Origin of the sequence: Comamonas sp. BIGb0152, from assembly GCF_024809975.1 — a bacterium.
GTDB lineage: Bacteria > Pseudomonadota > Gammaproteobacteria > Burkholderiales > Burkholderiaceae_C > Comamonas.
Genome location: NZ_JANUDY010000019.1, coordinates 1 through 26,238 on the forward strand (window position 1 = coordinate 1; position 26,238 = coordinate 26,238).

General features: G+C 62.7%; 24 protein-coding genes. 13 read left to right on the forward strand and 11 right to left on the reverse strand.

Going from position 1 to position 26,238, the window contains the following annotated elements; all coding sequences use genetic code 11:
• Window positions 1-243: 243 nt before the first annotated feature.
• From M2375_RS22335 to M2375_RS22380, 10 genes are all read right to left on the reverse strand, one after another.
• Complete coding sequence (locus M2375_RS22335; protein ID WP_259170515.1) at window positions 244-1,275, reverse strand: IS110 family transposase; 1,032 nt, start codon at window positions 1,273-1,275, stop codon at window positions 244-246.
• Between the two features lie 314 nt (window positions 1,276-1,589).
• The gene (locus M2375_RS22340) at window positions 1,590-5,105 is read right to left on the reverse strand and encodes a pyruvate carboxylase (protein ID WP_259170478.1); all 3,516 of its coding nucleotides are present in this window, start codon (window positions 5,103-5,105) and stop codon (window positions 1,590-1,592) included.
• Between the two features lie 124 nt (window positions 5,106-5,229).
• Window positions 5,230-6,423, reverse strand: coding sequence for a M20 aminoacylase family protein (locus M2375_RS22345; protein WP_259170479.1), 1,194 nt, complete (start codon window positions 6,421-6,423; stop codon window positions 5,230-5,232).
• A gap of 10 nt (window positions 6,424-6,433) precedes the next feature.
• Window positions 6,434-7,435, reverse strand: coding sequence for a tripartite tricarboxylate transporter substrate binding protein (locus tag M2375_RS22350; protein WP_259170481.1), 1,002 nt, complete (start codon window positions 7,433-7,435; stop codon window positions 6,434-6,436).
• Window positions 7,436-7,531: 96 nt separating this feature from the next.
• The gene (locus M2375_RS22355) at window positions 7,532-8,344 is read right to left on the reverse strand and encodes an alpha/beta fold hydrolase (RefSeq protein WP_259170483.1); all 813 of its coding nucleotides are present in this window, start codon (window positions 8,342-8,344) and stop codon (window positions 7,532-7,534) included.
• Between the two features lie 80 nt (window positions 8,345-8,424).
• Window positions 8,425-9,642 carry a pyridoxal phosphate-dependent aminotransferase gene (locus tag M2375_RS22360; RefSeq protein WP_259170484.1) on the reverse strand — a complete coding sequence of 406 codons (1,218 nt, stop codon included), beginning with the start codon at window positions 9,640-9,642 and terminating at the stop codon, window positions 8,425-8,427.
• Window positions 9,642-10,286 carry an RraA family protein gene (locus M2375_RS22365; protein WP_259170486.1) on the reverse strand — a complete coding sequence of 215 codons (645 nt, stop codon included), beginning with the start codon at window positions 10,284-10,286 and terminating at the stop codon, window positions 9,642-9,644. The genes M2375_RS22360 and M2375_RS22365 overlap by 1 nt, the downstream gene beginning before the upstream one ends.
• A 2-nt stretch (window positions 10,287-10,288) precedes the next feature.
• Complete coding sequence (locus M2375_RS22370; RefSeq protein WP_259170487.1) at window positions 10,289-10,951, reverse strand: RraA family protein; 663 nt, start codon at window positions 10,949-10,951, stop codon at window positions 10,289-10,291.
• 25 nt (window positions 10,952-10,976) lie between these two features.
• Window positions 10,977-11,954 (reverse strand): tripartite tricarboxylate transporter substrate binding protein, encoded by a 978-nt coding sequence (locus tag M2375_RS22375; RefSeq protein WP_259170488.1) that lies wholly within the window; start codon window positions 11,952-11,954, stop codon window positions 10,977-10,979.
• A 66-nt stretch (window positions 11,955-12,020) separates the two neighbouring features.
• Window positions 12,021-12,683: an RraA family protein gene (locus tag M2375_RS22380; protein ID WP_259170490.1), complete on the reverse strand. Its 663-nt coding sequence runs from the start codon at window positions 12,681-12,683 to the stop codon at window positions 12,021-12,023.
• A 178-nt stretch (window positions 12,684-12,861) separates the two neighbouring features.
• Between M2375_RS22380 and M2375_RS22385 the strand changes: the two genes are divergently transcribed.
• Window positions 12,862-13,770 carry a LysR substrate-binding domain-containing protein gene (locus M2375_RS22385; protein ID WP_259170492.1) on the forward strand — a complete coding sequence of 303 codons (909 nt, stop codon included), beginning with the start codon at window positions 12,862-12,864 and terminating at the stop codon, window positions 13,768-13,770.
• A 16-nt stretch (window positions 13,771-13,786) separates the two neighbouring features.
• Here M2375_RS22385 and M2375_RS22390 read toward each other — a convergent pair whose 3' ends face one another.
• A complete protein-coding gene (locus M2375_RS22390; RefSeq protein ID WP_259170493.1) occupies window positions 13,787-14,689 on the reverse strand; it encodes a LysR family transcriptional regulator in 903 nt (300 codons plus the stop codon).
• Between the two features lie 123 nt (window positions 14,690-14,812).
• Here M2375_RS22390 and M2375_RS22395 point away from each other — a divergent pair, with 123 nt between their 5' ends.
• From M2375_RS22395 to M2375_RS22450, 12 genes are all read left to right on the forward strand, one after another.
• Window positions 14,813-16,054 (forward strand): aconitase X catalytic domain-containing protein, encoded by a 1,242-nt coding sequence (locus tag M2375_RS22395; protein ID WP_259170495.1) that lies wholly within the window; start codon window positions 14,813-14,815, stop codon window positions 16,052-16,054.
• On the forward strand, window positions 16,051-16,473 hold the full coding sequence (locus M2375_RS22400; RefSeq protein ID WP_259170499.1) for an aconitase X swivel domain-containing protein: 423 nt from the start codon (window positions 16,051-16,053) through the stop codon (window positions 16,471-16,473). Before M2375_RS22395 ends, M2375_RS22400 begins: the two co-directional genes overlap by 4 nt.
• 107 nt (window positions 16,474-16,580) lie before the next feature.
• Complete coding sequence (locus tag M2375_RS22405; RefSeq protein WP_259170501.1) at window positions 16,581-17,552, forward strand: tripartite tricarboxylate transporter substrate binding protein; 972 nt, start codon at window positions 16,581-16,583, stop codon at window positions 17,550-17,552.
• A gap of 149 nt (window positions 17,553-17,701) precedes the next feature.
• Window positions 17,702-18,688, forward strand: a complete 987-nt coding sequence (locus M2375_RS22410) for a tripartite tricarboxylate transporter substrate binding protein (RefSeq protein WP_259170503.1) — start codon at window positions 17,702-17,704, stop codon at window positions 18,686-18,688.
• A gap of 3 nt (window positions 18,689-18,691) precedes the next feature.
• Window positions 18,692-19,468 carry a LamB/YcsF family protein gene (locus tag M2375_RS22415; protein ID WP_259170504.1) on the forward strand — a complete coding sequence of 259 codons (777 nt, stop codon included), beginning with the start codon at window positions 18,692-18,694 and terminating at the stop codon, window positions 19,466-19,468.
• On the forward strand, window positions 19,465-20,154 hold the full coding sequence (gene pxpB, locus M2375_RS22420) for a 5-oxoprolinase subunit PxpB (RefSeq protein WP_259170505.1): 690 nt from the start codon (window positions 19,465-19,467) through the stop codon (window positions 20,152-20,154). Before M2375_RS22415 ends, pxpB begins: the two co-directional genes overlap by 4 nt.
• A complete protein-coding gene (locus tag M2375_RS22425) occupies window positions 20,151-21,134 on the forward strand; it encodes a biotin-dependent carboxyltransferase family protein (RefSeq protein WP_259170506.1) in 984 nt (327 codons plus the stop codon). The genes pxpB and M2375_RS22425 overlap by 4 nt, the downstream gene beginning before the upstream one ends.
• Window positions 21,135-21,155: 21 nt before the next feature.
• Complete coding sequence (gene accB, locus M2375_RS22430) at window positions 21,156-21,632, forward strand: acetyl-CoA carboxylase biotin carboxyl carrier protein (RefSeq protein WP_259170508.1); 477 nt, start codon at window positions 21,156-21,158, stop codon at window positions 21,630-21,632.
• Window positions 21,629-22,993 carry an acetyl-CoA carboxylase biotin carboxylase subunit gene (accC, locus tag M2375_RS22435; protein ID WP_259170510.1) on the forward strand — a complete coding sequence of 455 codons (1,365 nt, stop codon included), beginning with the start codon at window positions 21,629-21,631 and terminating at the stop codon, window positions 22,991-22,993. The genes accB and accC overlap by 4 nt, the downstream gene beginning before the upstream one ends.
• Complete coding sequence (locus M2375_RS22440) at window positions 22,990-23,409, forward strand: hypothetical protein (protein WP_259170511.1); 420 nt, start codon at window positions 22,990-22,992, stop codon at window positions 23,407-23,409. Before accC ends, M2375_RS22440 begins: the two co-directional genes overlap by 4 nt.
• A gap of 193 nt (window positions 23,410-23,602) precedes the next feature.
• On the forward strand, window positions 23,603-24,646 hold the full coding sequence (locus tag M2375_RS22445; protein WP_259170512.1) for a succinylglutamate desuccinylase/aspartoacylase family protein: 1,044 nt from the start codon (window positions 23,603-23,605) through the stop codon (window positions 24,644-24,646).
• Window positions 24,647-24,649: 3 nt separating this feature from the next.
• Window positions 24,650-25,624, forward strand: coding sequence for a tripartite tricarboxylate transporter substrate binding protein (locus M2375_RS22450; protein ID WP_259170513.1), 975 nt, complete (start codon window positions 24,650-24,652; stop codon window positions 25,622-25,624).
• The last annotated feature ends 614 nt before the right edge of the window (window positions 25,625-26,238 follow it).

Genomic DNA, 26,238 nt, shown 5'->3' on the forward strand with positions numbered 1-26,238 from the left:
TCGGCGCGCCGCTTCATGGCCGCCAACCGATTCGGACAGCCTGGCCGCCTCGACTTTGAATTCATCCGTGTACTGCCGCCTGGGCAGTTTGCTACCTTGCATCTCGATTCTCCATACAGCTGAAGTTACCAACTTTTTGCTGTACGTGAAATCGAGGCAGGGTCACACATCACGCTGCTTTGTTGCTGCTTCATCGCCTTCAAGGGTTCACATCCTCCTTTCTCGGGTGGATCTGCTATCAGCTCAAGCCGCAAGCGGCCTGGTAGTCTGGTGGCCTCGTTGGTAGTCCTGCTGTCGGACGGTAACGGCCCAGATCATTCGCGTCATCTTGGCCGCCTGTGCCACGATCACAACGTTCGTTGGCCTCCTGGCTTGAAGTTGCTCCAGCCAAGGATCGGGCTCTTTCGCATGCCTCAGTACCGCACGCGCACCGTGAATAAGCAAGGTGCGCAGGTAGGTGTCGCCCCGTTTGGAGATCCCCAAAAGATTCACACGGCCACCTGTGCCCCGTTGCTTTGGCACCAGACCCAGCCAGGCACAGAATTCGCGCCCTGACGCGAATGCCTTGGCTTCCCCCATCGTGGCGATGGCCGCTGTAGCCGAGAGCAAGCCTACCCCTGGTATCGCCGCTACACGCTTCATGTCCACGTTAATGCGCAGGATCGCAGCAAGCCTCACCTCGATGGCCTTAATGTCTATCGCCAGTTGCTTGATGCGCTGTGCCTGCTCGCGCAGGCTATCAACGACATACTGTGGAATGCTGTTGGCAAGCTCCTCCAGTGCGAGCTCCAACTCGCCCAACAACGCTTTCTTGCCTCGCGCGAAGGTGGCTCCAAACTCATACAGCAGCCCCCGCAACGCATTGATCTGCATGATCTTCATCCGCATCAACATCTCGCGCTGACGATGCAAGGTAAGCGTGGCTTGTTGTGCAAGAGTCTTCACGCCCACGAATTTGGTGCCCGGCTGCTGGATCGCCAGCCAGATGGCTCGTGCATCTGTAGCGTCGGTCTTGTTGCCGTTCACGAATGGGCGCACAGCTTTGGCATGAATCAGCCGCACGACATGGCCCTGCGCCGTCAACTCACGGGCCCAGTGGTGCGATCCACCGCAGGCTTCGATGCCGATTAAGCAAGGCGCATGGTTGGCGAAGTGCCCTAAAACCTTGGCCCGCTTGAGCTGCACATTGACGATCTCGCCTGTGCTCATGTCCACTGTGTGAAGTTGGAACACGCTTTTGGCGATGTCCAGTCCAATGACCTGCAGGCCGCCCATCTGGCCGATGATTTGCCCCGCGCTTTGTGCAGTAAGACGATGCATGACGGAACCTCGCTGGTGTTTGTGAAGACATTGGTCTATCACGCCGCGGGCACTTTGATGCCGTGTTCATTTAAGAGCCCAGCTCGCCTAGTGGACAAGCCTCACTCCCGCAACGGTCACGCTGTTCATCTTTGTGCTTCTGCGGCCTTTGAGCTGCCCGTAGGCAAGGAGGCATCCATTACATCTCCTGGTAGTCCAAGTTTTTGTCCGCATCCCCAGCTGATCAGATTTGCATCGGCACTAACATTCGTTGGAAATTACTGTGGTGCTCATGCTCGCCACACGACCAGCAGATCCTTGGCTTGCACCCGATCGCCCGGCTTGACCAGCACGCGTTCGACCACCCCGTCGCGTTCGGCTGTCATGTGCGTTTCCATCTTCATGGCCTCCAACGAAAGCAGTGTGGCGCCCGCCTGCACCGACTGACCGGCCACTACCGGCACCGTCACGATGGCGCCGGGCATGGGCGCCCCCACATGCAGTGGATTGCCGGAATTGGCCCTCTCTCGCTGCGCGGCGGCAGCGCCAGTTCGCGCCACGCTGGTCATGCGCGACTGGCCGTTCATCTCGAACTGCACCTTGGCGATACCCTTTTCCTCGTGGATAGTCTGCAGGCTCACCAGCAGCGTCTTCCCTGCGTCGATCTCCAGCGCCACTTCGTCGCCGGGTTTCATTCCGTAGAAGAAGGTGGGCGTGGGCAGGACGGAAACGTCGCCATGCCTTTGCATATGCTGGTGGAATTCGCTGGCCACCTTGGGATACATGAGGGCGCTGGCCAGTTGCCGGTCGTCCATCGCGTCCACGGGCATGCCGCCAGCCTGCGCGGCCTTGTCGCGGGCAGCCTCCAGTTCCACCAGTGGCAGATGATCGCCAGGGCGGTAGGCCGCGGGCGGCTCTGTCCCCTCTGTCAGTTTCAGCACCTTGCGCGACAACGGCTGCGGGAATCCGTCTGGCGGGAACCCCAGTTCGCCCTTGAAGAGCGAGACGACCGATTCGGGGAAGGCCACTTCGTGCGCCGGATCGGCCACCTGGGCGGAGGTGAGGTCGTTGGCCACCATCATCAGCGCCATATCACCCACCACCTTGGAGGTCGGCGTGACCTTGACAATGTCGCCAAACAGGCGGTTGACGTCGCCATAGGCCTGCGAGACCTCGGTCCAGCGGTGTTCCAACCCCATGGCGCGCGCCTGCTCGCGCAGGTTGGTGTACTGGCCACCTGGCATTTCATGGCGGTAGACGTCGGCCGTGCCGGAACGGATGTCGCTCTCGAACGGCGCATAGAAGCGACGCACGCCCTCGAAGTAGGTCGAGGCAGCGTGCAGCGCGTCCTGCGACAAGCCGGGGTCGCGCTCACTGTGGGCCAGTGCGACGGCGATGGACGACAGGTTGGGCTGGGAGGTCAGGCCGCTCATGGCGTCCAACGCGCTGTCCACGGCATCGCAGCCGGCCTCCACGGCCGCCAGCACCGAGGCGGCCGCGATACCGCTGGTGTCGTGGGTGTGGAAATGCACGGGCAGGCCGGTTTCCTCCTTCAATGCCCTCACCAGCGCGGCCACGGCGCGCGGGCGGCAGATGCCCGCCATGTCCTTGATGGCCAGGATGTGGACGCCGGCCTGCTGCAGTTTCTTGGCGATGCCGACGTAGTACTTCAGGTCGTATTTGCCGCGCTGGGGATCCAGCAGGTCGCCGGTGTAGCAAATGGCACCTTCGCATAGCGCGCCGGATTCCAGAACGGCGTCGATGGATACGCGCATGTTCTCGACCCAGTTCAGCGCATCGAAGACGCGGAACAGGTCCACACCGGCCGCTGCCGCCTGCTTGACGAAGAACTGCACCACGTTGTCGGCATAGCTGGTGTAGCCCACGCCATTGGCGCCGCGCAGCAGCATCTGGAACAGGATGTTGGGCACGCGCTCGCGCAATTGCGCCAGGCGCTGCCAGGGATCTTCCTTCAGGAAGCGCATGGCCACGTCGAAGGTGGCGCCCCCCCAGCATTCCATGGAGAACAGCTGCGGCAGCTCGCGCGCATAGAACGGCGCAATGGGCAGCATGTCCGCCGTGCGCATGCGCGTGGCGAACAGCGACTGGTGCGCGTCACGCAGCGTGGTATCGGTCATTAATACGGGCTTGCTGTCCAGCATCCACTGCGAGAACTTCTGCGGGCCGAGTTCCTTCAGGCGGTCGCGCGAGCCGGGCGGGATGGCGGTGTTCGAGTCCACACGGGGCAGCACGGGCTTGGGGAATGGCAGCTCGGGCATCTTGCGGCCCGCCATCTCGGGGTTGCCGTTGACGGTAATGTCGGCCATGAAGCCCAGCAGCTTGCTGCCGCGGTCGCGCCGCTTGGTGAACTCCAGCAGTTCGGGCGTCGTGTCGATGAAGCGCGTGGTCACCGTGCCTGCCGCGAAATCCGGGTGGTTGATCACGTTCTCCAGGAACTGCAGGTTGGAGGCCACGCCGCGGATGCGGAATTCTCGCAGCGCCCGGGTCATGCGATGCACCGACTCGCGCGCGGTGGGGGCCCAGGCCGTGACCTTGACCAGCAGCGAGTCGTAGTACGGCGTGATGACTGCGCCGCTGTAGGCCGTGCCTTCGTCCAGTCGAATACCCCAGCCCGCGGCGTTGCGATAGGCCGACAGGCGGCCATAGTCGGGCAGAAAGCCGTTCTCCGGGTCTTCGGTGGTGATGCGGCATTGCAGTGCCGTGCCGTTGAGGCGGATATCGCCCTGTGCGGGCACGCCGCTGGCGCGGTGCGCGGGGTCGTCTGCGCCGCTGTCTTCGGTGATGCCGATGCGGCCGCCTTCGCTGATGCGCAACTGCGCCTTGACGATGTCCACGCCGGTGATGAGTTCGGTCACCGTGTGCTCCACCTGGATGCGCGGATTGACTTCGATGAAGTAGAACTGGCCGCTGTCGACGTCCATCAGGAACTCCACTGTGCCGGCGTGTGTGTAGTTCACGGCTTTCATCAGGCGGATGGCGTTGTCGCACAGGGCCTGGCGCTGGGCATCGTCCAGGTAGGGCGCGGGCGCACGCTCCACCACCTTTTGGTTGCGGCGCTGGACGGTGCAGTCGCGCTCGAACAGGTGCACCACGCTGCCATGGCGGTCGCCCAAAATTTGCACCTCCACGTGGCGCGCACGCTGCACCAGCTTCTCGAAGTAGACCTCGTCGTTGCCGAAGGCGGCCAATGCCTCGCGCCGGGCCGCGGCCAGGGCGTCGGTTAATTCCGCTTCGCTGCGGATGACACGCATGCCGCGCCCGCCGCCGCCCCAACTGGCCTTGAGCATCACGGGATAGCCAACGCCAGCGGCCAGCTTCCTGCACTCGTCCAGATCCAGCGGCAAGGGCGGCGTGGCGGGCATGACCGGCACACCTGCCGCCACGGCAGCATTGCGCGCCGCCACCTTGTTGCCGAGCGTGCGCATCACCTCGGGGCGTGGCCCCACCCATTCGATGCCGGCAGCGATCACGGCCTCGGCGAAGTCGGGGTTCTCCGACAGGAAGCCGTAGCCGGGGTGAATGGCGTCTACCTTGGCTGCTCGGGCAACGCGCAGGATGTCGTCGATGTCCAGATAGGCCTGCAGCGGCTTCCTGCCTTCGCCGACCAGGTAGCTCTCATCCGCCTTGAAACGGTGCAGCGCCAATCGGTCTTCACGCGAGTAGATCGCCACGGTGCGAATACCCATCTCCGATGCTGCGCGCATGACACGGATGGCGATCTCGGAACGGTTTGCGATCAAGATGGATTTGATCTTCTGGGATGGAAAAACTACGGATTGCAGCATGAGCGTCTTTTCAGGATGGAAATCGCAATCCGTCACTCTTCAGACATCGGACTGTGTTTCGTCAGATTGGCGGTTGGCGGGTGTCGAGCGCAAGCCCTGGATAGCCAGGGTTTGCCTTCGGACCCTAGGGAAGAAATCGCTGCGTCAGCAGGATCCAATACGCCGCACCGATCGGCAGATTTTGATCGTTGAAGTCGTAGTTCGCGTTGTGCAGCATGCAAGCGCCGTGGCCCCCATTGCCTTCGGTCTTCGAGCCATCGCCGTTGCCAATCAGCAGGTAACAGCCAGGCACGTGCTCCAGCATGAAGGAGAAGTCCTCGCTGCAAGCAAGCGCACTTGCTTGGAGCTCAACCCGTTCAGCCCCAACGAGTTCCGTAGCAACTTGCCGTGCGAAGGCCGTCTCGGCGCAGGTGTTGACAAGAACGGGAAAGAGGCGCTGGTAATCTACCGTGGCGTGCACGCCATAGCTGCTCGCCTGGAGCTGCACCAGCTCCGTGATGCGGCGCTCCAGCGTATCGCGCACGCCGCGGTCGAGTGCGCGCACGCTGAGCTTGAGTGTCGCCGTCTGCGGGATCACGTTGTTGGCACTGCCCGCCTGAAAGGCACCCACGGTGACTACCGCCATGTGCAAAGGGTCGATGTTGCGCGAAACAATGGTCTGCAGCCCCATGACGATGGACGCGCCTGCAACTACGGGATCGACCGCGCGGTGCGGCATGGCGCCGTGGCCGCCCGTGCCCTCGAGCGTGATGGTGACATCGTCGGACGAGGCCCAGGCTGCGCCGTCGCGCAGCAGCAGCCGGCCCTGCGGGTGCCCCGGCATGTTGTGCATGGCGAAGATCGCGTCGCACGGGTACTTGGTGAAGAGTCCGTCCTCCAGCATCTTGCGTGCGCCGCCACGACCCTCCTCGGCGGGTTGGAAAATCACGTTGAGCGTGCCGTTGAACTCGCACTGGGTCGCCAGATGGTGTGCGGCCGCCAGCAGCATCGCGGTATGGCCGTCGTGACCACAGGCGTGCATCACGCCATGGGTACGACTCGCGTGGGGCAACCCGGTGGCTTCCATGATCGGCAGCGCGTCCATGTCCGCGCGCAGGCCCAGCCGCTTGGCGCCATCGCCGCGCCGCAACTGGCCTACCACGCCGGTGCCGCCCAGTCCGCGCTCCACTGCGTAACCCCATTGCGCGAGGCGCTCGGCAACGAGGTCGCTCGTGCGGAACTCCTCGAAGCCCAGTTCAGGGTGGCGATGGAGGTCGCGGCGCAGGGCCACGAATTCGTCGGCATCTGCCGCGACAGCGTCAATCAGGGGGTGCTGCATGGTGAGCTCCTTACTGCGGCTGCAGCTTGATGGTCTTGGCAATGTCGCGAAAGCGCATCGTTTCGGCCTGGTAGGACTTATCCGCATCTGCTGCGGACAGAGGCTGGGCGACGAGCACGTTTTGCGCTTCAAGCATGTTGCGCACATTGGCAACAGAGAGCACATTCGCCAGGGCCTGACTGAGACGCTGCACCACAGGCTCGGGGGTTTCCTTGCGCACGAAGAAGCCAGTCCAGAATGAAAAATTGAACCCCTTCAAGGCCTTGCCCTCGTTGACGGACGGAATGTTCTTGAGCGCAGCAAGAGCGGGGCGCGTGGCATCGATGCCCGCGATCATCTTGATGCGGCCTTCGTTCGCCATAGCCACTTGCTGCTGCGACACGGGGAAGATCACAAAGTCCAATTGCCCAGCGCTGAGATCCATCAGCAGCTGTGCACCTCCCTTGTAGGGCACATGCGTCATGGGTGCCCCGATTTTCTGCGCCATGTGCTCGCCGAGCACGTGGTAGAACGAGCCGTAGCCAACGCTGCCAAAGGTCAGAGGCTTGGTATTGGCCGCGCTGCGCGCCAGAGCCACGAGTTCGTCTGCGGTGTTTGCGGGGAGATCCTTGCGCGCCAGGATCACCATGGGCAAGGTGCCGACAATTTGCACAAAGCGGAAGTCCTCGCTCTTGAGCTTCACGGCCGCGTTGGCCAGCGGAGCCAGAATCAATTCATTGGGAGTGCCCAGGAAAACGTAGTAGCCATCTGCCGGTGCATCCAGTACCTTCTTGGCCCCAATCGTACCGCCGGCACCTCCCAGGTTCTCGACTACCACAGGCTGTCCGAGCTGCTTCGAGAGTGGTTCACTGAAGACCCGTGCGATGGAGTCAGACAGTCCTCCAGCCGGGTAAGGCACCATGAGCTTGATGTACTTTGTCGGATACGGCTCGGCGGCCAGCACGCTGCCTGCAAGCAGTCCCAGCGAAAAAATGGTGATGAGTCTTTTGCCAAGAATTGAGAGGAGTCTCATGGTTGTCCTTATGGTTTGTTGGAAGGCAAGAAGGGCGCTGGAGGCTTGGGGTGACTGGGGGCCTGAAGTGGGAGCGTCGCGTGTCCGTGCGTAGCGTTACCGCTCGCCCTGTTCAGACTGGAACCTGGCGATCTCCCGCCACATCAAGGCCGGGTTGGCATACATGGGGAAGTGCCCGCACCGAGAAATCTCGGACAAGCGAACTCCGTGGGCCTGGATATGCGGCAAATAACTCAGAGACGCGTACTGCTCTCCGTACATGAACATCTTGGGGAGTGGCAAGCCGAGGAATTTGTTGATCAAGTCGCCGCTGTCCGAAAGCTCGACCATCGAGCGAAAGATGCCGTTGATGGCCCCCACTTGAACCTTCTGGCGCAGGCTTGCCGCATACAACGCGCTCGAGTAGTAGGGCGCCAGCAGAGTACGTTCTATGAAGTCATCAAAGAACCGCTCGACGTCGTCCTGAGGGTGGTCGAAGATCTGGCGACTGAGAAAGCAATCCTCGGGCGCGAGGTTGCCCTTGATGTTGACGAAGCTGAGAATCCGTTCAGGATGCGCGTGCGCCAGCATCAGCGAGGCCAGTGCCCCCATCGAATGGCCGATCAGGTGAAAGCGCTCAAAACCCATGCGATCCACCATGGCCAGCGCCGCTTTCACCTGAAAGGCAATACTGACCTTCGACAGATCGGCGCACCGGGTTTCGCCGCAACCGGGCGCATCGAACGCCAGGAAGGGGTGGCCTGCAAACTCGGTCTGTCGCACGATGTCGGCATAGTCTTCCTTCGTAGAGCCAAAGCCGTGCAGGAAGACGATGGGGGTGTTGTCACCACCGCGGTGAATTGCGGAAACATCCAGCGCCACGCCATCAATCGACAGCGGAAAGCGCGTGAGTGCGAATTCTGGAGACATAAGAGCTCTTTCCTTGGAATGACAAACCGCGCGGGCACCGCCTGGCCGCAACCCATCAGTGCCCGCAATGCACAATGGACTCAATCGGCCAGCGCCTGGCCGAATCTCTTAATCGCTTCGCATGCCTGCCGCAGCGAGGCATCGTCCAGCGCATAAGCGATGCGGATGTACGGTCCCAGCCCGAAGGCGCTACCATGCACAGTGGCCACATTCGCTTCGTCCAGCAAGGCATTGACCACGTCTTCATCGCTGTTCAGCTTCGTGCCGGCTCGCGTGGTCTTGCCCAGCCAGGCTTCGCACGAGGCAAAGACATAGAACGCGCCTTGCGGTACCTCGCAATGCAGGCCCGGTGCCTGGTTCAGCAACTCGACCACCATGTCGCGCCGCCGCTGGAACACGGCGCGGCCCTGTTCGATGGAGTCCTGCGGCCCCGTCAGCGCGGCCAGCGCTGCATGCTGCGAGATGGTGCAGGCGCCCGAGGTCTGCTGGCCTTGCAGCTTTTCCATCGCCTCGATCAGCCAACTTGGCCCAGTGCCAAAGCCGATGCGCCAGCCGGTCATGGCATAGGCCTTGGAAACGCCGTTCATCGTCAGCACGCGCTCACGCAACCTCGGCTCCACCTGGGCGAGGGTGAAGAACTCGATGCCGTCGAAGATCAGGTGCTCGTAGATGTCGTCGCTGAGCACCAGCACCTGCGGATGCACCAGCAGCACTTCGGCCAGCGCCTGCAGTTCGGCGCGGCTGTAGACAGCGCCGCTCGGGTTGGACGGCGAGTTCAGGATCAGCCAGCGTGTGTGGGGGGTGATGGAGGCCCGCAGCGCATCGGGCGTGAGTTTGAAGCCGCTCTCGGCCCCGCAGGTCACAGTGATGGCCTTGCCTCCGCACAGTTGCACGATTTCAGGGTAGCTCACCCAGTACGGTGCGGGCACGACGACCTCGTCGCCCTCGTTCAGCGTGGCGGCCAGCGCATTGAAGATCACCTGCTTGCCGCCACTGCACACCAGCGTATTGCGCCAGTCCACGTCCAGCTCGTTTTCGCGCTGGAACTTGGCGGCGATGGCTTCACGCAAGGCCCGCAGACCGGCCACCTGGGTGTAGCGGGTGTGGCCGGCACGGATGGCGGCGATGCCAGCCTCACACACATGCGCGGGCGTGTCGAAGTCCGGCTCGCCCGCACTGAGCGAAATGATTCTGGCACCCGCTGCTCGGCGTGCCGCCACGCGATCCATGACCTTGTAGGTCGCCGAAGGTTTGGCCTCGGCCAGGAAGCGGTTCAACGTATGGGCTGGCGCGTTCATCAGGCTTGCCTCCAGCTCGTGAGGTTCATCAGCTCCAGCGTGGATTTGCCTTGCATCAGCGCCTCCATCATCCGGGCTTCCTTGTCCGCACGGTTTTGCCCTTGGGTCAGCGTGTGGGCAGCCTGTGCCGCGGGAATGACGAGCACGCCGTCATCATCGGCCACCACCAGATCGCCCGTCGCCACTGGCGTGCCGGTGAAACTGATGGGCTGGCCCACCGAAGGCGCGCTGGCCTTGATCGTGCCGCGCATCGAGATGCCGCGCGAGAACACCGGAAAGCGCCGCGCCGTCAGCGCCGCGATGTCGCGCACGCCGCCGTCGATGACCAGGCCCGCGACGCCGGCCGCCTCGGCCGCTACCGTGAGCACCTCTCCCCAGTAGCCGGCGACAAAGCCGCCGGTGGAGATGACGAGAATGCTGCCGCGAGGCGCCTTCTCCAGCGCGATATGGATGGCCAGGTTGTCGCCCGGTGAGCATTCCAGCGGATACGCCGGCCCGGCCACCGAGGCGCCAGCCCATATCGGGCGAATGGCGATATCGGTGGCACTGGTAGACAGGCCCGAGGCCTCGAATAGCGTGGATGTGCCCAGTTTGCAGGCTTGCGCCAGTTGCTCGGCACCATAGGGTTGAGCGGTAGTCGTCATGATCACTCCTTGGTTTGCAGCTTGTGGTAACCCAGCGCAGCGCGCGCCTCGCCCAGGGTCTTGCCCTGGGAAATCTGTTCACGGATGCGCGATTCGATTTCCTCGATCTTGCGAGCCGTCGCCGCCACCTCGCGGGCACGGCCGCGCGGCACGATGACCACGCCATTGGCATCGGCCACCACGATGTCGCGCGTCGCCACGCGCACGCTGCCTATCGCCACGGTGGACTGCACCGATTCGACCTGCACGCGATCCTTGCCGGTGCGCATGAAGCGGCCGGCACTGAACATCGGGTAGTTGTCACCCAGCGCCTTGTTCACATCGCGGCAGACACCGTCGATCACCGTGCCGGCAATGCCGCGCAGGCCCGCGTACTGGGTCATGATGTCGCCCCAGACGGTGCAATCGGTGCGGCCGTCGTTGTCGATCACCACCACGTCACCGGGCGCGACTTCGTCGATGAAGTCGCCCACAGTGCCTGGCGGATTGCTTGCAGGCACGTACTTGACGGTGAATGCCGGGCCGACCACGACCTGGGTGTAGTTGCTCAAGGGCATGATGCCCAGTGCCTGGCCATGCAGGCCCAGCTTGTCCATGGCGTCGGAAACACCGGGAGTGTCCAGCCCTTCGAAAAGCGCGACCAATTCCTTGTCTTCTGTGTTCATTGCATTGTTCCTGGCTGAGTGAATGTCAATCGACTTTGGCACCCGTCTGTTTGACGAGTGATTCCCAATACGGCGCTTCCTTCTGTACGAACTTGCGGTATTGCTGTGCGCTGTAATCCGAGTTCAGTGAGTCAAACTTGCCCAGTGCCTCGGCTATCTGCGGTGCCTTCATGGTTTCGCGCAGGCTGATGTTGAGCTGCTCCACCAGTGCCGCCGGCGTGCCCTGGGGAACGAATACGCCATACCAGTTGGTGACGACAAATCCCGGATAGCCCAGCTCCTTCATCGTGGGTACATGGGGCAAACCGGGCGAGCGCTGCTCTCCGGTCGTCGCCAGGGCGCGGATCTTCGCGCCCGCCAGATGGGGGATGATGGCGCTCGTGCCTTCGAAGGCAAACGACACGCTGCCTCCCAGCACGTCCTGAATCGCCGGGCCCGAGCCACGGTAGGGCACATGGGTGGCTGACACACTCAAGTCCAGCTTGAGCTTCTCGCCCAGAAGGTGGTGGGTCGTACCACTGCCTGGCGAGGCATACGAGTACTGACCGGGATTCGCACGCAGCGCGCTGGCGAGTTGCTTCATGTCCGTCGCCGGCAGCTGCGCGTTAACGTACAGCACCATGGGCATGGCCGCAACTTCGGCGACGGGCGTGAGCGCCTCGACAGGGTCACGCTGCAGCTTGTACAGATTACGGCTGATGACGATGTTGCTGCTGTTGCCCAGCAGCCAGGTGCAGCCGTCGGCCTTGGCCGAGCTGACCTGCGCGGTGCCGATGTTGCCGGCCGCGCCCGCCTTGTTCTCGACCACAATGGTTGTCGAGAGCTTCTGCGTCAGCCCGGGCACGAGCAGACGCGCGAGTAGATCGCTGGAGCCGCCGGGCGGATACGGCACGATGAATTTGACGACCTTGCAGGGGAAAGTGGTAGCGGCCTGTGCAAAAGCCGAGCCGCTCGCAGCCAGTGCCAGCAATCCATAGGCAAGAATGCCTGGCTTGACGTTCATGGGTTTGTCTCCTGTTGTTATGTGAAAGAGCGAGCCACGCACTGCGAATGGGCGAGGCCGCAGCATCTAATGCTTTGCCGCAATGGCCTCGAATTCCTTGTCGTGCATGACTTCGGCCACCGGGCGGCCAGCGCGCACGGCCGCGACCATACCGTCCTGCCGCCGGGTGATGCGCTCTGCCAGATCGAGCACTTCCTCAATGCGGTTAGCAGGCACGAATACCGTGCCGCAGCGGTCGGCGATCACATAGTCGTCTTCCTGCACCGTGACGCCCGCCATCTGCACGGGCCGGCCCGAATCAATCTGGATCACGCGATTGCGCGCGCTGATCATGGTCACGCCGCGGCCATAGACCGGATAGTTCACCGACTCGCTGCCCTCGATGTCGCGGCTCAGGCCGTCGATCACCGAGCCGCGCACTTTCCTGGCCACGGCTGCGTTGGCCAGGATGTCGCCCCAGCACGAAATGCCGTCGGCGCCGCCGGCGATCACCAGGACTCGGTCATCGCTGGTCACGGCGTCGATGACCGGCGAGATCAGATGCACCGTGGGCTTGGCTTCCTGCTTGGGGCCGAGCTGTATGGTCGATGCGCGACCGACGATCTTGGGGCAGTCCCACAGCGGGCGCAGACCATAGGTCGCGCCGGCCAGGCCGAGGAAGTCAAGCGCATCGGAAACCGTATTGGTGTCAAACGCTGCGAGGCGATCAAGAAAGGAATGTGAGGGCATGGTGCAAGGTCTCGTGAAAGAACCCCTGCATGGTCTGATCGACGCGCTGATATGTAAATTCCGAACTTGATATCTCAGTGATACTTAAATCGGATCAGCGCGTAGAATCATGCCCAGGGCGCCAGCGCATCGGCCCCGTTGATACTCAGAGAACCCGCACCCTTGATGGAGTCCGCGCATGAGCAAGACGATCGACTTTCGCCTGATACGCCAGCTATGGATGTTCCTGGCCGTCGCCGAAGAACAGCACTTCGGCCGCGCCGCGCAGCGGCTGAACATGTCGCAGCCGCCGCTGACCGAGCAGATCAAGGTGCTGGAACAGTCGCTTGGAATGCAGCTGTTCGAGCGCTCCCGGCGCGGCACCCAGCTCAGCGCCGCAGGCGCGGCGATCCTGCCTGCCGTGCGCCAGTTCGCCGGTCAGGTCGAGCAGCTCGAGCGCGTCGTGCGGGAGGTTTCTTCCGGTCAGACCGGCGTGCTGCATGTGGGCGCGATCACTTCGGCCATGCTCGACGCCGTGCCGCCGTTGCTCGACCATATGCGGCGCATGCACCCGAACGTGACGGTGTTCGTGCGCGAGATCGACAGCGTCGACGCGGTTCCTGGCCTCGAGGCCGGCGAGCTGGACCTGGCATTTGCGCGCATTGACGGCGAAGTGGGCAACGGCATCTCGGCCATCCCGATGACGGAAGACCGGTTGGCGGTCGCCTTGCCAAAGGACCATGCGCTGGCCGCGCAGTCGCGTGTACGGCTCAAGTCGCTGAGTACAGAGCAGCTCGTGATGTCTTCGCGCCAGGTCAGTCCGGTGTATTTCGACATGCTGACCGGCGTCTGCCGCGCGCATGGCTTTGCGCCGCGCATCTTGCACGAGGTGCGTTCGGTCACCTCGCAGATCGCCTATGTGAGCTGCGGCCAGGGCGTGGCACTGGTGCCCTCGTCCGTGCGCAAGCTCGCGCCCGAGAATGTGGTGGTACGCCCGCTGCACGAAAAGATCATGGTGGTCACGGCTGCGGCCGCCTGGAACGCGAACCGCCACCATCCGCTGGTCGACGAGGCCATCGCCTGGGTACGCTCGTCGAAACTGCAATAGCCGTTGCCCACGGGCATCAGCCAGCCTGGAATATTTCGCCGAAGTCGCAATGCGCCTGCGCCAGTTCGGCAATTGCGGTCACCAGGTTGCTGGGCCGGTCGGCTTTGCAGATCGCCGCATACCGGGTCTGGGGCAGCGCCGGGCTCACGGTCAGTGCCTGCAGCTTGCCCGACGCAATCATGGGCGCCAGACACGCACGCGGCAGATAGCTGATGCCCATGCCGGACACGGTGAGACCAATGAGCGCGACCACGCTGCTGCTGACCAGGGTGTTCTGGGCCTCCACGCCGATGGAACGCAACCAGCGGCTGTAGAGCAGTCCTGTTCCCGAGCGGTTGTCCTGCGTCAGCAGGCGGTGGCCCACCAGCTCATGCGCGTGCAGCCGGCGCTGGCGCCCCAGCAGGCCCGGCTTGCACATCCAGACATGCTCGGCCGTGCCCACGAGCCGGGACAGGAAGCGCTGGTCGTTGAACACATCCGGCATGATGACCAGATCCACCTCATCGGCCAGCAGCTTGTCGCGCAGCATGGCGCTGGCATCGACCTGCGGCTCTATGACCACGCGGGGATAGCGCGCCTGGATGGCACTGACCAGGCGCGGCAGCCAGGTCATGGCGGTCAGCTCCGTGACGCCTATTCGCACATGGCGCTCCAGTGTCTCAGCACTCTGGAACTGCTCTATCGCCGCGTCCCTTTGCTCCAGCAGCCGCTTGGCCAACAGGAACATTTCCTCGCCTTTCTCCGTGAGCCGCGCAGCGCGCAGTGTGCGGTCGAACAAGGGGGTGCCAAACAGGTCCTCGACTTCCTTGACGCGCTTGGAGATCGCCGATTGCGTGGTGTGCAGCTTGTTCGCCGCCTGGGCAAAGCCGCCGAGCTGCACGACCCAGAAAATGGCCTCGAGTTGCTTGAACGTCATCATGAACGAAGTCTCCCGCCTGCTAATCGATCTCTGTGTGGAATGTATTTGTATTCCAAATTATCGCTTTTTCTATTCTTTTAGACGATCAAGAATTCATTGCATCTACCCACGGAGAACAATGAAATGCATCTGACAGAAGAAGAGCAGCAAATGCTGGGCGGCGCCAAAGGCACGGCGGTGCAAAAAGCCATGCAGATACTGGTGGCGCTGGGCGAAGGCTTTGACGCCAAGCGCCTGATCGAAATCAGCAACGTGCACATGGCGGGCTCGTCGGTGCTGGTGGCCGAGGAAGCGGGCACGCGCTGGGTCGAAGACCTGCGCCAGCAGGGCGGTCAGTTCGTCACCCGGGTCACGACCAACCCCACGGCGGTCGATCCCACGCAATGGGAAGCAATCGGCATTCCGGAATCCGACAGCAAGCTGCAGATCCGGCTGACCGACGCCTACGCGGACATGGGCGCCAACACCTGCAATACCTGCATCCCCTACCTGGTGGGCAACAGCCCGCGCTTTGGCGAACACATGGCCTGGGGCGAGTCGTCGGCCGTGGTCTATGCGAATTCGGTCTGCGGCGCGCGCACGAACCGCGAGGGCGGCCCCAGCGGCATGGCATCGGCGCTCACGGGCCGCACGCCAGAGTACGGCTTTCATCTGCAGGAAAACCGCTACGGCAAGTTCTTGATCGAAGTGCGCACGCCGCTGCGCGACATGACCGACTACGGCACGCTGGGCTGCTTTGCAGGCAAGATCGCGGGCCAGGACACGCCGGTGTTCACCGGCATTCCGCCCAATCCCACGCTCGAAGAACTCAAGGCGCTGAGCGCCGCACTGGCGTCGTCGGGCGCGGTGAGCATGTTCCACGCCGTGGGCGTGACGCCCGAAGCGCCGACGCTGCAAGCCGCCTTCGGCGGCAAGGAACCGGAAAAAGTGCTGGTGTTCGATGAAGCAGAAAAGCGCAAGATCGAAGCCTTTTTGAACAAGGAGCCTTCGGACCATGTGGACTGGATACTGATCGGGTGCCCGAACGCTTCGGTGCAGGAAATCCGCGAAGTGGCCGAGGCCCTTGAGGGCAAGAAAGTGCATGCCGGCGTGACGCTGTGGGTCACGACGGCCGGCGCGATGTACGCCATGGCCGAACGCATGGGCTACATCAAGACGATAGAAGACGCCGGCGCGGTCGTGGTGCGCGAAACCTGTCCGTTCCTCGCACGAAGCCGCGTGATTGCGCCGAACAAAGGCTACAGGACCCTGACCACCAATTCGGCCAAGATGGCCTTCTACGCGCCCGGCCAGTTCGGCCTGCCCACGCACTACGGCAATCTGCCGCGTGTCATGCAAGCCGCGATTGAAGGAGTCTGGAAATGACCATGACCACTTTCATTCTCACGGGCCGCAAGATCGTCACCGGCAAGGCCAGGGGCGAAGCCCTCGTCACCCGCGAAGCGATCAGCTTCAACGGCGGCGTGGACAACATGACCGGCATAGTGACCGAACCCGGCCACGAACTCGAAGGCCAAAATATCGCCGGCAAGGTGCTGGTCTTCCTGACCGGCAAGGGCTCGACCGGCGGCTCCTACAAGATCTACGACATGGTGTCGCGCGGCACCGCGCCCGTGGCGTTCGTCCAGGTCGCGCCCGAAGCGATCACCACCATCGGGGCCATCATCGGCAACATCCCCGTGGTCGCGAAGCTGGACCAGGACCCGACCCAGGCGATCACCAACGGCGATCTGATCGAAGTGGACGCCGACGCCGGCACGGTGTCCGTCACACGGTCCGCGTAAGCCACGGCCCAGGCCACCCCGGCAAGGATTCCAGGTGCCATAGAGCGCAAGGAAGGGGCACACGCGTACCTCACACATAAAAAGCCATCCTCAACCAGGAGACAAAAATGACCTGTTACACGTTTCTCAAAACCGCGCTCGCCGCGGCTCTCGTCGCCACCAGCCTGGCAGCTCAGGCCCAGGACTGGCCGGCGAAAAAGCAGATCACCATGGTCGTGCCGTTCGCCGCTGGAGGCAGTACCGACGCCAGTGCGCGACTGCTCGCCGACAAGCTCAGCAAACAACTGGGCCAGCAGGTCATCATCGACAACCGCGCGGGCGCGGGCAGCAACATTGGCTCGGCCTATGTTGCCAAGTCGGTGCCCGATGGCTACACCATCCTGTTTGCGACCAGTACCATCGCCACCAATGTGTCGCTCTACAAGAACATGGGATTCAACCTGAGCAGCGAACTGGCGCCGGTGTCGCAGTTCGCCCTGATCCCGAACGTGCTCACCGTCAACAGCCATCTGCCCGCCAAGACGCTTAAGGAATTCGTGGGCTACGTGCAGGAGAAGAAAGGTCCGATCAACTATGGCTCGGCTGGTAGCGGCTCGGCGTCGCACCTCTCGGGCGCGCTGCTCAACAGCATGACCCGGGGCGATATGGTGCACATCGCTTACAAGGGCGGCGCCCCGGCCAACACCGATCTGATCGGCGGACAGATCCAGGCCGTGTTCTCGCCTATGGTGGAAGTGCTGCCCTTCATCGAAAGCGGCAAGCTGCAGGCGCTGGCCGTGAGCACCAAGGAGCGCTCTGCCCGCCTGCCCCAGCTGCCTACGGTGGCTGAGGTCTTGCCCGGTTTCGAGATCGCGCTGTGGAACGGTGTGCTCGCGCCCGCCGCGACCCCACCGGCAATCATCAGCAAACTTGCCGCTGCAATTCAGAAAGTCGTCGCCGACCCCGACGTGCGAAAGTTGCTTGCCGACCAGGGCTCGGTGCCGATAGGCAACACGCCTGACGAGTTCAAGAAGGCTCTGGGACCTGAAATCAACAAATGGGCCAGGCTGGTCAAGCTCACCGGCGCGCAAGTGGAGTGATTCCACCGTGCTTCTGAGCGCTGATACGTTGCAGGTATCACAGCATTCCAAAGAACGGAATTTCCAAAACGTGCATTGCGCTCCACATTGGTAGGCCTGTGACGGAAAAACTTCCGTCACAGCAGCCATAACAACCATTGGAGACAACTATGCAACGACGCGCTCTGGTCCATGCTCTGGCCGCCTGTGCGATTTCGCCCACCCTGGGCATAGGCGCTGCCAGCGCCGCTGACTACCCCACAAGACCCATCCGGATTCTGGTGCCCTTCGCGGCCGGCGGCGGGGTCGATGTGATTTCACGCCTCGTAGGGCAGAAACTGGCCGCCCAGCTCGGCCAGCCTGTGGTCATCGAGAACCGGCCCGGTGCCAGTGAACAGCTGGCGATCGCCGGACTGACCAGCGCCCCTGCCGACGGCTACACCCTGGTGATGACGTCCATGCTGGGTCTGTCCATCAACCCCTCGCTTTACGGCAAGGCCTTGCGCTATGACCCGGCCAAGGATCTTGCGCCCATCGTGCATGTCACCGCCATGCCCAGCGTGGTGGTGGTCCACCCCAAGGTTCCCGCCAACACCATGGCCGAACTCAAGGCCTATCTGCTGGCCCATCCCGGCAAGATCAGCTATGGCTCGGCCAGCGTGGGCACGCCCAGTCACCTGGGCATGGAGCGCTACAAGCGCATGACGGGCGTGGATGCGGCGCATGTGCCCTACAAGGGCGGCGCGCCGGCATTGCTCGCGCTCACGGCAGGCGATGTGCAGGTGATGCTGGCCTTGGCCCCCGAGGCCATGCCGCTGGTGCAGGCCGGCAAGCTCAAAGCGATTGCGCTGGTCGCGCCGACACGCTCGGCCATGTACCCGCAGTTGCCTACCACCGTGGAACAAGGACTGTCCTCTGAGTTCATGCTGGACTGGTGGAACACCCTGGCTGCCAAAGCAGGGACACCCGCAGCGGTGATCGAGCGTCTGAACACCGAAGTGAATATCGCCTTAAAGGACAAGGCGCTTGCGGCCCAGTTGGCCGAACGGGGAATTCAGGTGGCAGGCGGCACGGTCCATGAAGCTACTGCGCTGGCACGCCGCGATGCCGCCGTGTTCAAGGAAGTCATCGAAAACGCAGGCATCAAAGCGGAGTAAGCCATGAACGCAAAGAATCCATCGAGCGTCGACATCAACTCCGACATGGGCGAAGGCTACGGTGACTGGCGCATGGGCGATGACGCCGCATTGCTCGACATCGTGTCCTCGGCGAATGTCGCCTGCGGTTTTCACGCAGGTGACCCGCAGATCATGTCGCGCACCTTCACGCTGGCGGGGCAGAAGAACGTGAATGTCGGCGCCCACCCCGGCTTTCCCGACCTGTGGGGCTTTGGCCGGCGCGTGTTGCCATGCACTCCGGCCGAGATCGAGCGCATTGTCGCCTATCAGATCGGCGCCGCGCAGGCGCTCGCCACGCACGCGGGCAATCCCATCCGCTATGTCAAGCCGCATGGTGCTCTGGGCAATCTCACGCCCACGCACCCCGAAATCACCCAGGCCATTTGCCGCGCCATCCAGGCGGTCGATGCTTCGCTGTGGTTCATGACCTTCGCCAACAGCCAAGCGGCCGCAGTCGCCCAGGACATGGGATTGCGCGTGTGCCACGAAGTCTTCGCCGACCGAGCCTACGCCGACGACGGTCAGTTGGTGCCGCGTAGCCAGCCCGGCGCGGTCATCAAGGACCCCGAGCTGGCCGCGCAGCGCATGCTGCGCATGGTCACGCAAGGCGCGATCGAATGCCAGTCAGGCAAGCGCATCGAAGGCGTGCGCATCGACTCGATCTGCATCCACGGCGACACGCCCACGGCCTTGGAAATGGCAAAGCATCTGCGCCAGACCTTGGAAGCAGCGGGCGTCACCATCCGCCGTTTCGTATGACCCACGCCACTGCAATGCCAGCCCGCAAGCCGCGCATCTCCCCTGCGGGCGCATGCGCTTTGCTTCTGGATGTGGGCGGCCACAGGTTTTGCCTGCCCACCCAGCAGCGGCTGTGGGCCATGGTGGCGCCCGACAGCCCTTTGCGCGCACAGCGATGGATGAAGGAATGCGTACTGGGCGTTAACAATCTGTTGTTGATCTACGACCCGTTGGCAGTGGAGCACACCGAGGCGCAGGCACTGTTGCTGCAATGCTGGGAGGCATCACACCCCAGAGAGGAAGCCGGAAACACACACGAGGTTCCCGTGGACTATGACCTTTCCGACGCTGGCGACCTGGCGGCGATTGCGTCGAATACAGGGCTTTCCAGACAAGAGGTTGTGCAATTGCACAGCGGCGCGCAATACCGTGTCGCATGCGTGGGATCAATGCCTGGATTCGCCTATCTGGTGGGGCTTCCAGATGCTCTTTCCACGCCGCGCCGCGCCAGTCCGCGCCCATCCATGCCCAAGGGAGGCGTCATCATCGGAGGTACACAGGCCGGTATCTGGCCCTACACCGCACCTTCTGGCTGGCACTTGTTAGGCTCGACCGAGGTCAATGTCTTTGACCTGCAGCGGTCTCCTCCCTGCCTTTTCGCTCCCGGCGACCGGGTCATCTTCAAGATACGCGAGGTGTCGGCATGACGACCGCCACTTTGGAGGTACGCAGCAACGGCGCGCTCAATGCAGTGCAGGACCTGGGCCGCACCGGGTGGCTGGCGCATGGTGTCAGCAATGCGGGCGCCATGGATCCGCAGGCGCTTAGCATGGCCAACGCGCTGGCAGGCAACGAAGCCGGTTGCGCAGCCATCGAAATCAGCCTATTCCCTTTCAGGGCGCAGTTGCTGGCCGATGTCAGGCTGGCCTGGACCGGTGCGGACAGCGCGGTGACCATCGACGGCATAGTCCATCCTCCCTGGTGGAGCGTCCATGCCAGCGCCGGGCAGACGGTCACGATTGCGCCGCCGCGCCGGGGCGCCCGCATGTATCTGGCCTGCGGTGGTGGTATCGATGTGCCGCAGGTGCTGGGCTCGCGCTCCACGGATCTCAAAGGCGGCTTCGGCGGCCTGGACGGGCGTGGGCTCAAGCGCGGCGACCAGCTGACCACCGCAGGCCAGGACATAGGCAACCAGCGCGCTTTCGGCGTGCTGCCCCCGGAGCGCCAAGGACTGTTCGACGAATTGGACAGCGGCATCGTCACACTCAGGGCCATTGCCGCCGCCGAGTACGACACCTTCACTGCCGAGGCACAGGCGGCTTTTACGCAGACGCACTACACCATCACCAGCGAGGCCAACCGCACAGGCTACCGGCTGGACGGAACTCCGCTGGTGCTGAGCCATAGGCTGGAACTGCTTTCTCACGGCATCGTGCCCGGCACCGTCCAGGTACCGCCCAACGGGCAACCCATCATCCAGCTCGCCGATGCCAACACCTGCGGCGGCTATCCCAAGATCGCCACCGTCATCGAAACGGATATCTGGCGCGTGGCCCAGGCTCCGGTCGGCACGCGGCTGCGATTTGTGATGGTCAGTGCTGACACGGTGATACAGCTGCGGCGCACCCATGCGCGTACGCACCAGCGCCTGGCTGCCGACATCTCGCGTTGGCGACAACACCCCTGAACCCTACTGCATGGCACCGTTATGGAATTGAACCTCATAGAAGAACTGGCGGGCGTGATGGCCCGTACCTCCATCGAAGAATTGGAATACAGCCGCTCCGATGTCCGCATACGGCTGCAGCGCAGCGCCACCGGACGCAGTCTTGCCGCAGAAACCCGGCAGGCGAGTGGCGAAGCTGCGGTCATTCCTGCAACCGCGGCTGTCTCCAAGGCTTCTCCATCGCCCACGCCGTCATCGCCCTTATCGCTGCATAGCGTGGTGGCGGGCATGAGCGGCACCTTCTTCAGCGCTCCCGCGCCGGACAAAGCCCCGTTCGTCAAAGTGGGCGACATCGTGCAGGAAGGACAGGTGCTTGCTGTGGTCGAGGCCATGAAGATGCTCAACCAGATCGAGGCCGACGCCAGCGGTCGCATCGTTCGCGTGGCCGTCGAAGACGGCGCGACAGTCACGCCTGCCACTGTGCTTTTCGAGATCACGCCGCAAGAGGAGCGTCCATGATGGATACCGTACTCATCGCCAATCGGGGCGAGATCGCCTTGCGTATCCTGCGCGCCTGCCGTTCACTGGGACTCAAGACCGTGGCAGCGTACTCCGAAGCCGATGCCGGCCTGCGCCATGTGCAGCTCGCCGATCACCGCATCTGCATAGGTCCGGCGAGCGCTGCCTCGAGCTACCTCGATGCGCAGCGACTGATCGTCGCGGCTGAGCTTACGGGTGCCCAGGCCATCCACCCGGGATATGGTTTTCTTTCGGAAAGCGCGGCGTTTGCGCGTGCCGTCGAGGATGCCGGTCTGATCTTCATTGGCCCCCCTTCCGAAGTCATCGCCCTCATGGGTGACAAGGTCAATGCCAAGCGGGCCATGCTGGATGCGGGCGTGCCCTGCGTGCCAGGAACGCCCCAGCAATTGCCGCAGGAACTGGATCAGGTGCAGGCGATTGCCAACGACATCGGCTACCCCCTGATCGTCAAGGCCGTTGGCGGTGGTGGCGGGCGCGGCATGCGCATCGTCCGTGACCAGGCCGATCTGGCGCAGGCCGTGCAGCTCACACGCGAAGAGGCGCAGCGCTACTTCGGCAATGCCGGCGTCTATCTGGAGCGCTACCTCGAACATCCCCGACACATCGAAATCCAGGTGTTGGCCGATGCGCACGGCAACGCACTGTGGCTGGGCGAGCGCGACTGCTCGGTGCAGCGTCGCAACCAGAAGCTCATCGAGGAATCCCCGGCACCAGGCATCGATCGGGCCACGATCGCCGACCTGGGCCAGCGCTGCGCGAGCGCCTGCCTGCGCATTGCTTACCGGGGAGCGGGCACCTTCGAGTTTCTGTACGAAGACGGCCAGTTCTACTTCATCGAGATGAACACCCGCGTGCAAGTCGAGCACCCCGTCACCGAACTGGTGACCGGCGTCGATATCGTCGAGGAGCAATTGCGCGTGGCCATGGGATTGCCCCTGTCGGTGCGCCAGGACCAGATTCGGATCCAAGGCCATGCCATCGAATGCCGCCTCAACGCGGAGCACCCATGGAAGTTCACTCCCTCTCCCGGCGTGGTGCGCTCCTGGACGCCTCCGGGCGGGCCTGGCATACGCGTCGAATCCCACCTGTATGCCGGCTACGAAGTGCCTCCGCACTATGACTCGCTGGTCGCCAAGCTGCTGGCCCATGGCGCCAGCCGCGAGCAGGCCATGGCGCGCATGTCCACGGCGCTGGCCGAGATCGATGTGACCGGCATCGATACCAACGCCCCCCTGCATGCGATCTTGATGCAAGAGCCCGACTTTCGCGCTGGCGGAGTCGACATCCACTATCTCGAACGCCGGCTGGCGCAAGGCCTCGGCAAGGAGAACGCAACATGACCCCGAAAGACATCGAAGCCCTGGCACACGCACTGCAGGGACAGGGCATCTCCGCTTGCGAAGTTCACGATAAAACGCACGATATTGGCTTCAAGCTGTGGCTGCGCGCGGCAACACCGGCGCTGCAGGCCCACTCCACGCGCTCCGCAGAAAGCAGCGAAGCAGCCGCAGCTGCGGCTGCTCCTCGCTGGTTGCGCTCACCCGGAATGGGCCGCTTTGCTGCCCGCCATCCGCTGCATGAAAGCCCTGCAGTGACTCCGGGCCAGCGAGTGGAAGCGGACCAAACCGTGGGTTATCTGCTGATCGGCGCGCTGGTTGAAAAGATCACTGCGTCCCATGCAGCAGTGCTGGGGCGGCAGCTCGTCGAGGAGGGTGAACTGGTGGGGTACGGGGATGCGATTTTCCAGATTGGCTAATACAAAAACCGTATCACACAGTTTCTAACAAAGGAATTTTCAGATCTCCGGTGAACGGTCAAAGTGAGGGTGAACAGGCCGTCGTGCCTTGAATCCTTCGCACATCCACCAGGTAGGAGACACCATGAAACCGCCTTTCGCACCATGGCCACTGCGCTGATGAGCACTTCCCAGTTTGCGCCCGTACTCTCCATTGAACAACTTTTTTCAACTTGAAACCCATCCAATGGCCAAAAGCAGAATCACCGTCGATATCGATTTGGAAAAGCAAGGTAAGCATATTGGCTTCGCGCGACTGCCGCACTCGGTCAATCGATCCGCCTATGGATGGCTGCCGATTCCCATTGTGAGCATCAGAAATGGCGTCGGACGCCGCGTTCTGCTGCTCGCTGGGTCGCACGGCGACGAATACGAAGGTCAAGTAGCGCTGACCAAGCTCGTGCAGGAATTTGAGGCGAACCAGATTCAGGGGCAACTGATCATCATGCCCATGACGAACTACCCTGCGGCGCTCGCTGGTACGCGGACCTCTCCGCTGGACGATGGAAACCTGAATCGTTTGTACCCCGGGCGAGCCGATGGCACACCGAGCGAGATGATTGCGCACTTCGTCGAGACGGAGTTGATGCCGCGTGTCGATCTCGTCCTCGACATCCACAGCGGCGGTGCATCGCTGAACTACCTGCCCTGCAGCACCTCGGTTGTCCAGCCGGACGCCGAAAAGTGCGAGCTGGATGCGGTCACGCTCATGCGGCACTTCGGCGCTCCATATGGGCTGCTGCTGAAGGGCAAGAGCGGCATAGGAAGCATTTCCGAAGCCGCCACGCGCAACAAAATCATCCGCATCGGGACTGAAGTCGGTGGGCGCGCTTGGGTCGAACGAACGTACCGGGAACTGTGCGAAGCCGGGATCAAGCGTGTTCTCGCGCACCTGGAGATCATTAATTCGCAGGGCCTGCCAGCCCCAGACGAGATGCTGCTGATCGAGGCGCTGCCAGGTGACTACGTGTACGCCCACGCCAACGGTCTTTTCGAGAGCGCCGTCCGCTTGGGCGACCAAGTCGAGCAGGGTGATCTAGCGGGATCGATATACTTCCCGGCCACGCTCAATCGACCGTCAGAACCAGTCTTCTTCGGATCCTCCGGGATCGTGCTTTGCGAACGTCCGAACGCCATGTGCGAGGTGGGCGACTGCCTCCTTCATCTCGCGCGTCCCGTATCAACCACACTCCGGTGATTTATGACTCTGATCAAGCGCCTCGTCCTTTCCGTGGCAGCGTGCTTCGCTGCACCCATGGTGTCCGTTGTGCATGCACAGGGCAGCTATCCTTCAAAGCCCGTCTCCATCATCGTGCCGCAGGCCCCAGGAGGCGCCAGCGATGTGATCGTGCGCCTGCTTGCGCACCAGATGTCACAGATCCTCGGGCAGTCCGTTGTTGTAGAGAACAAGCCCGGAGCGGGTGGCAACATCGGAACCGTGTACGTGGCTCGCACGAAGGCCGATGGGCATACGCTGCTATTCAATCAGGTTGCGCACGTCATTAATCCTGCGCTGTACCGCAAAGTTGGATATGACACCGAGCGCGACTTCATGGCCATCGCCTCGGTTGCTGACGGCGCGTTCCTGCTGGTCGCTAACGCCAACTCGGGCATCAAGTCCGTGGCGGATTTGGTCGCGAAGGCCAAGCGGCAACCCACGGAGGTGCGCTACGCTTCCGCCGGCAACGGCACCGTCAATCACCTTGCAGGGGCGATGCTGGAAAAGACCGCTGAGATCCAGCTGCTTCATGTTCCTTACAAAGGCGGCGCTGAATCGGCAATGGCGCTGGCCACAGGTGACGTGGACATTTCGTTCCAGGCTCCAGCCTCGGCCCAGCCATTTGTCCAGCGCGGACAAGTACTCATTCTCGCGGTCACCAACCGGCAGCAGCAGTCGCTCCTGTCCTCCACGCCGACAGTCGGGGAAACCGTACGGGGCTACGAAGTGACGCCTTGGTACGGACTCTTCGCTCCAAAGGGGACGCCAGAGCCAATCGCTCAGGCACTCAATGCGGCGGTGAACAAGGCCTTGGCGAGTAAGGATCTCCAGGACAAGCTGATGGCGCTCGGCGTCACTCCCACACCGGGCAGCAGAGCTGACTTCTCTCGAATGGTGTCGGAAGAAACCCTGAAATGGCAGCGCTTAGTCAAGGAAGCCGGCGCGCAGATCGATTAACAGGATCGGGTTTTGCAGATCAACGCGGCGCAGGATCTGCAGAACCCGACAAATCCTGGCAAACAGGCCGTCATCCAAGATGCCCTATCGGCACGCCATGCACGATGGATGGCATCACTACGTGCAGCTTGCGCCAGGCGTCGTTCGTCAAGGGCGCTGGACTGCCGCCGCGGTGGTACTGGCTGTATTTTCTCGAAGAACTCACCGCGAGTGGGTCGGAGAATAATGGCCACCCAGCCTGCGGCGGGATTCCAATGCAACGCGCTACCGATCACGTGCTCGGATGATGTCCCAGGAGATATGCTGACCACACACTGTCGCGGCTACCTGCTGATCGCACCACGCAAAGCCGGACTGCGCGCCACTAGCGAGCCTGTCCGGCCGCCCTATGGTGCTACCGAGTGCACCTCACGGGATTCGGATGCTGGTAGATCACGCCTGCGCCGTTTCGAACCTTTCCCTGGACATTTCCGTGGAGACGAACGCGCTTAGGGAAACTCTGCAAAACGTCCAACCCGCCGCAGCGCATGGGATGATCCACAGATGAAGCAAATGAGCCTGGCCACCGGATTCGAGAAGAAGTCCAAACGCACGCGCAAGCGTGAGTTCTTGGA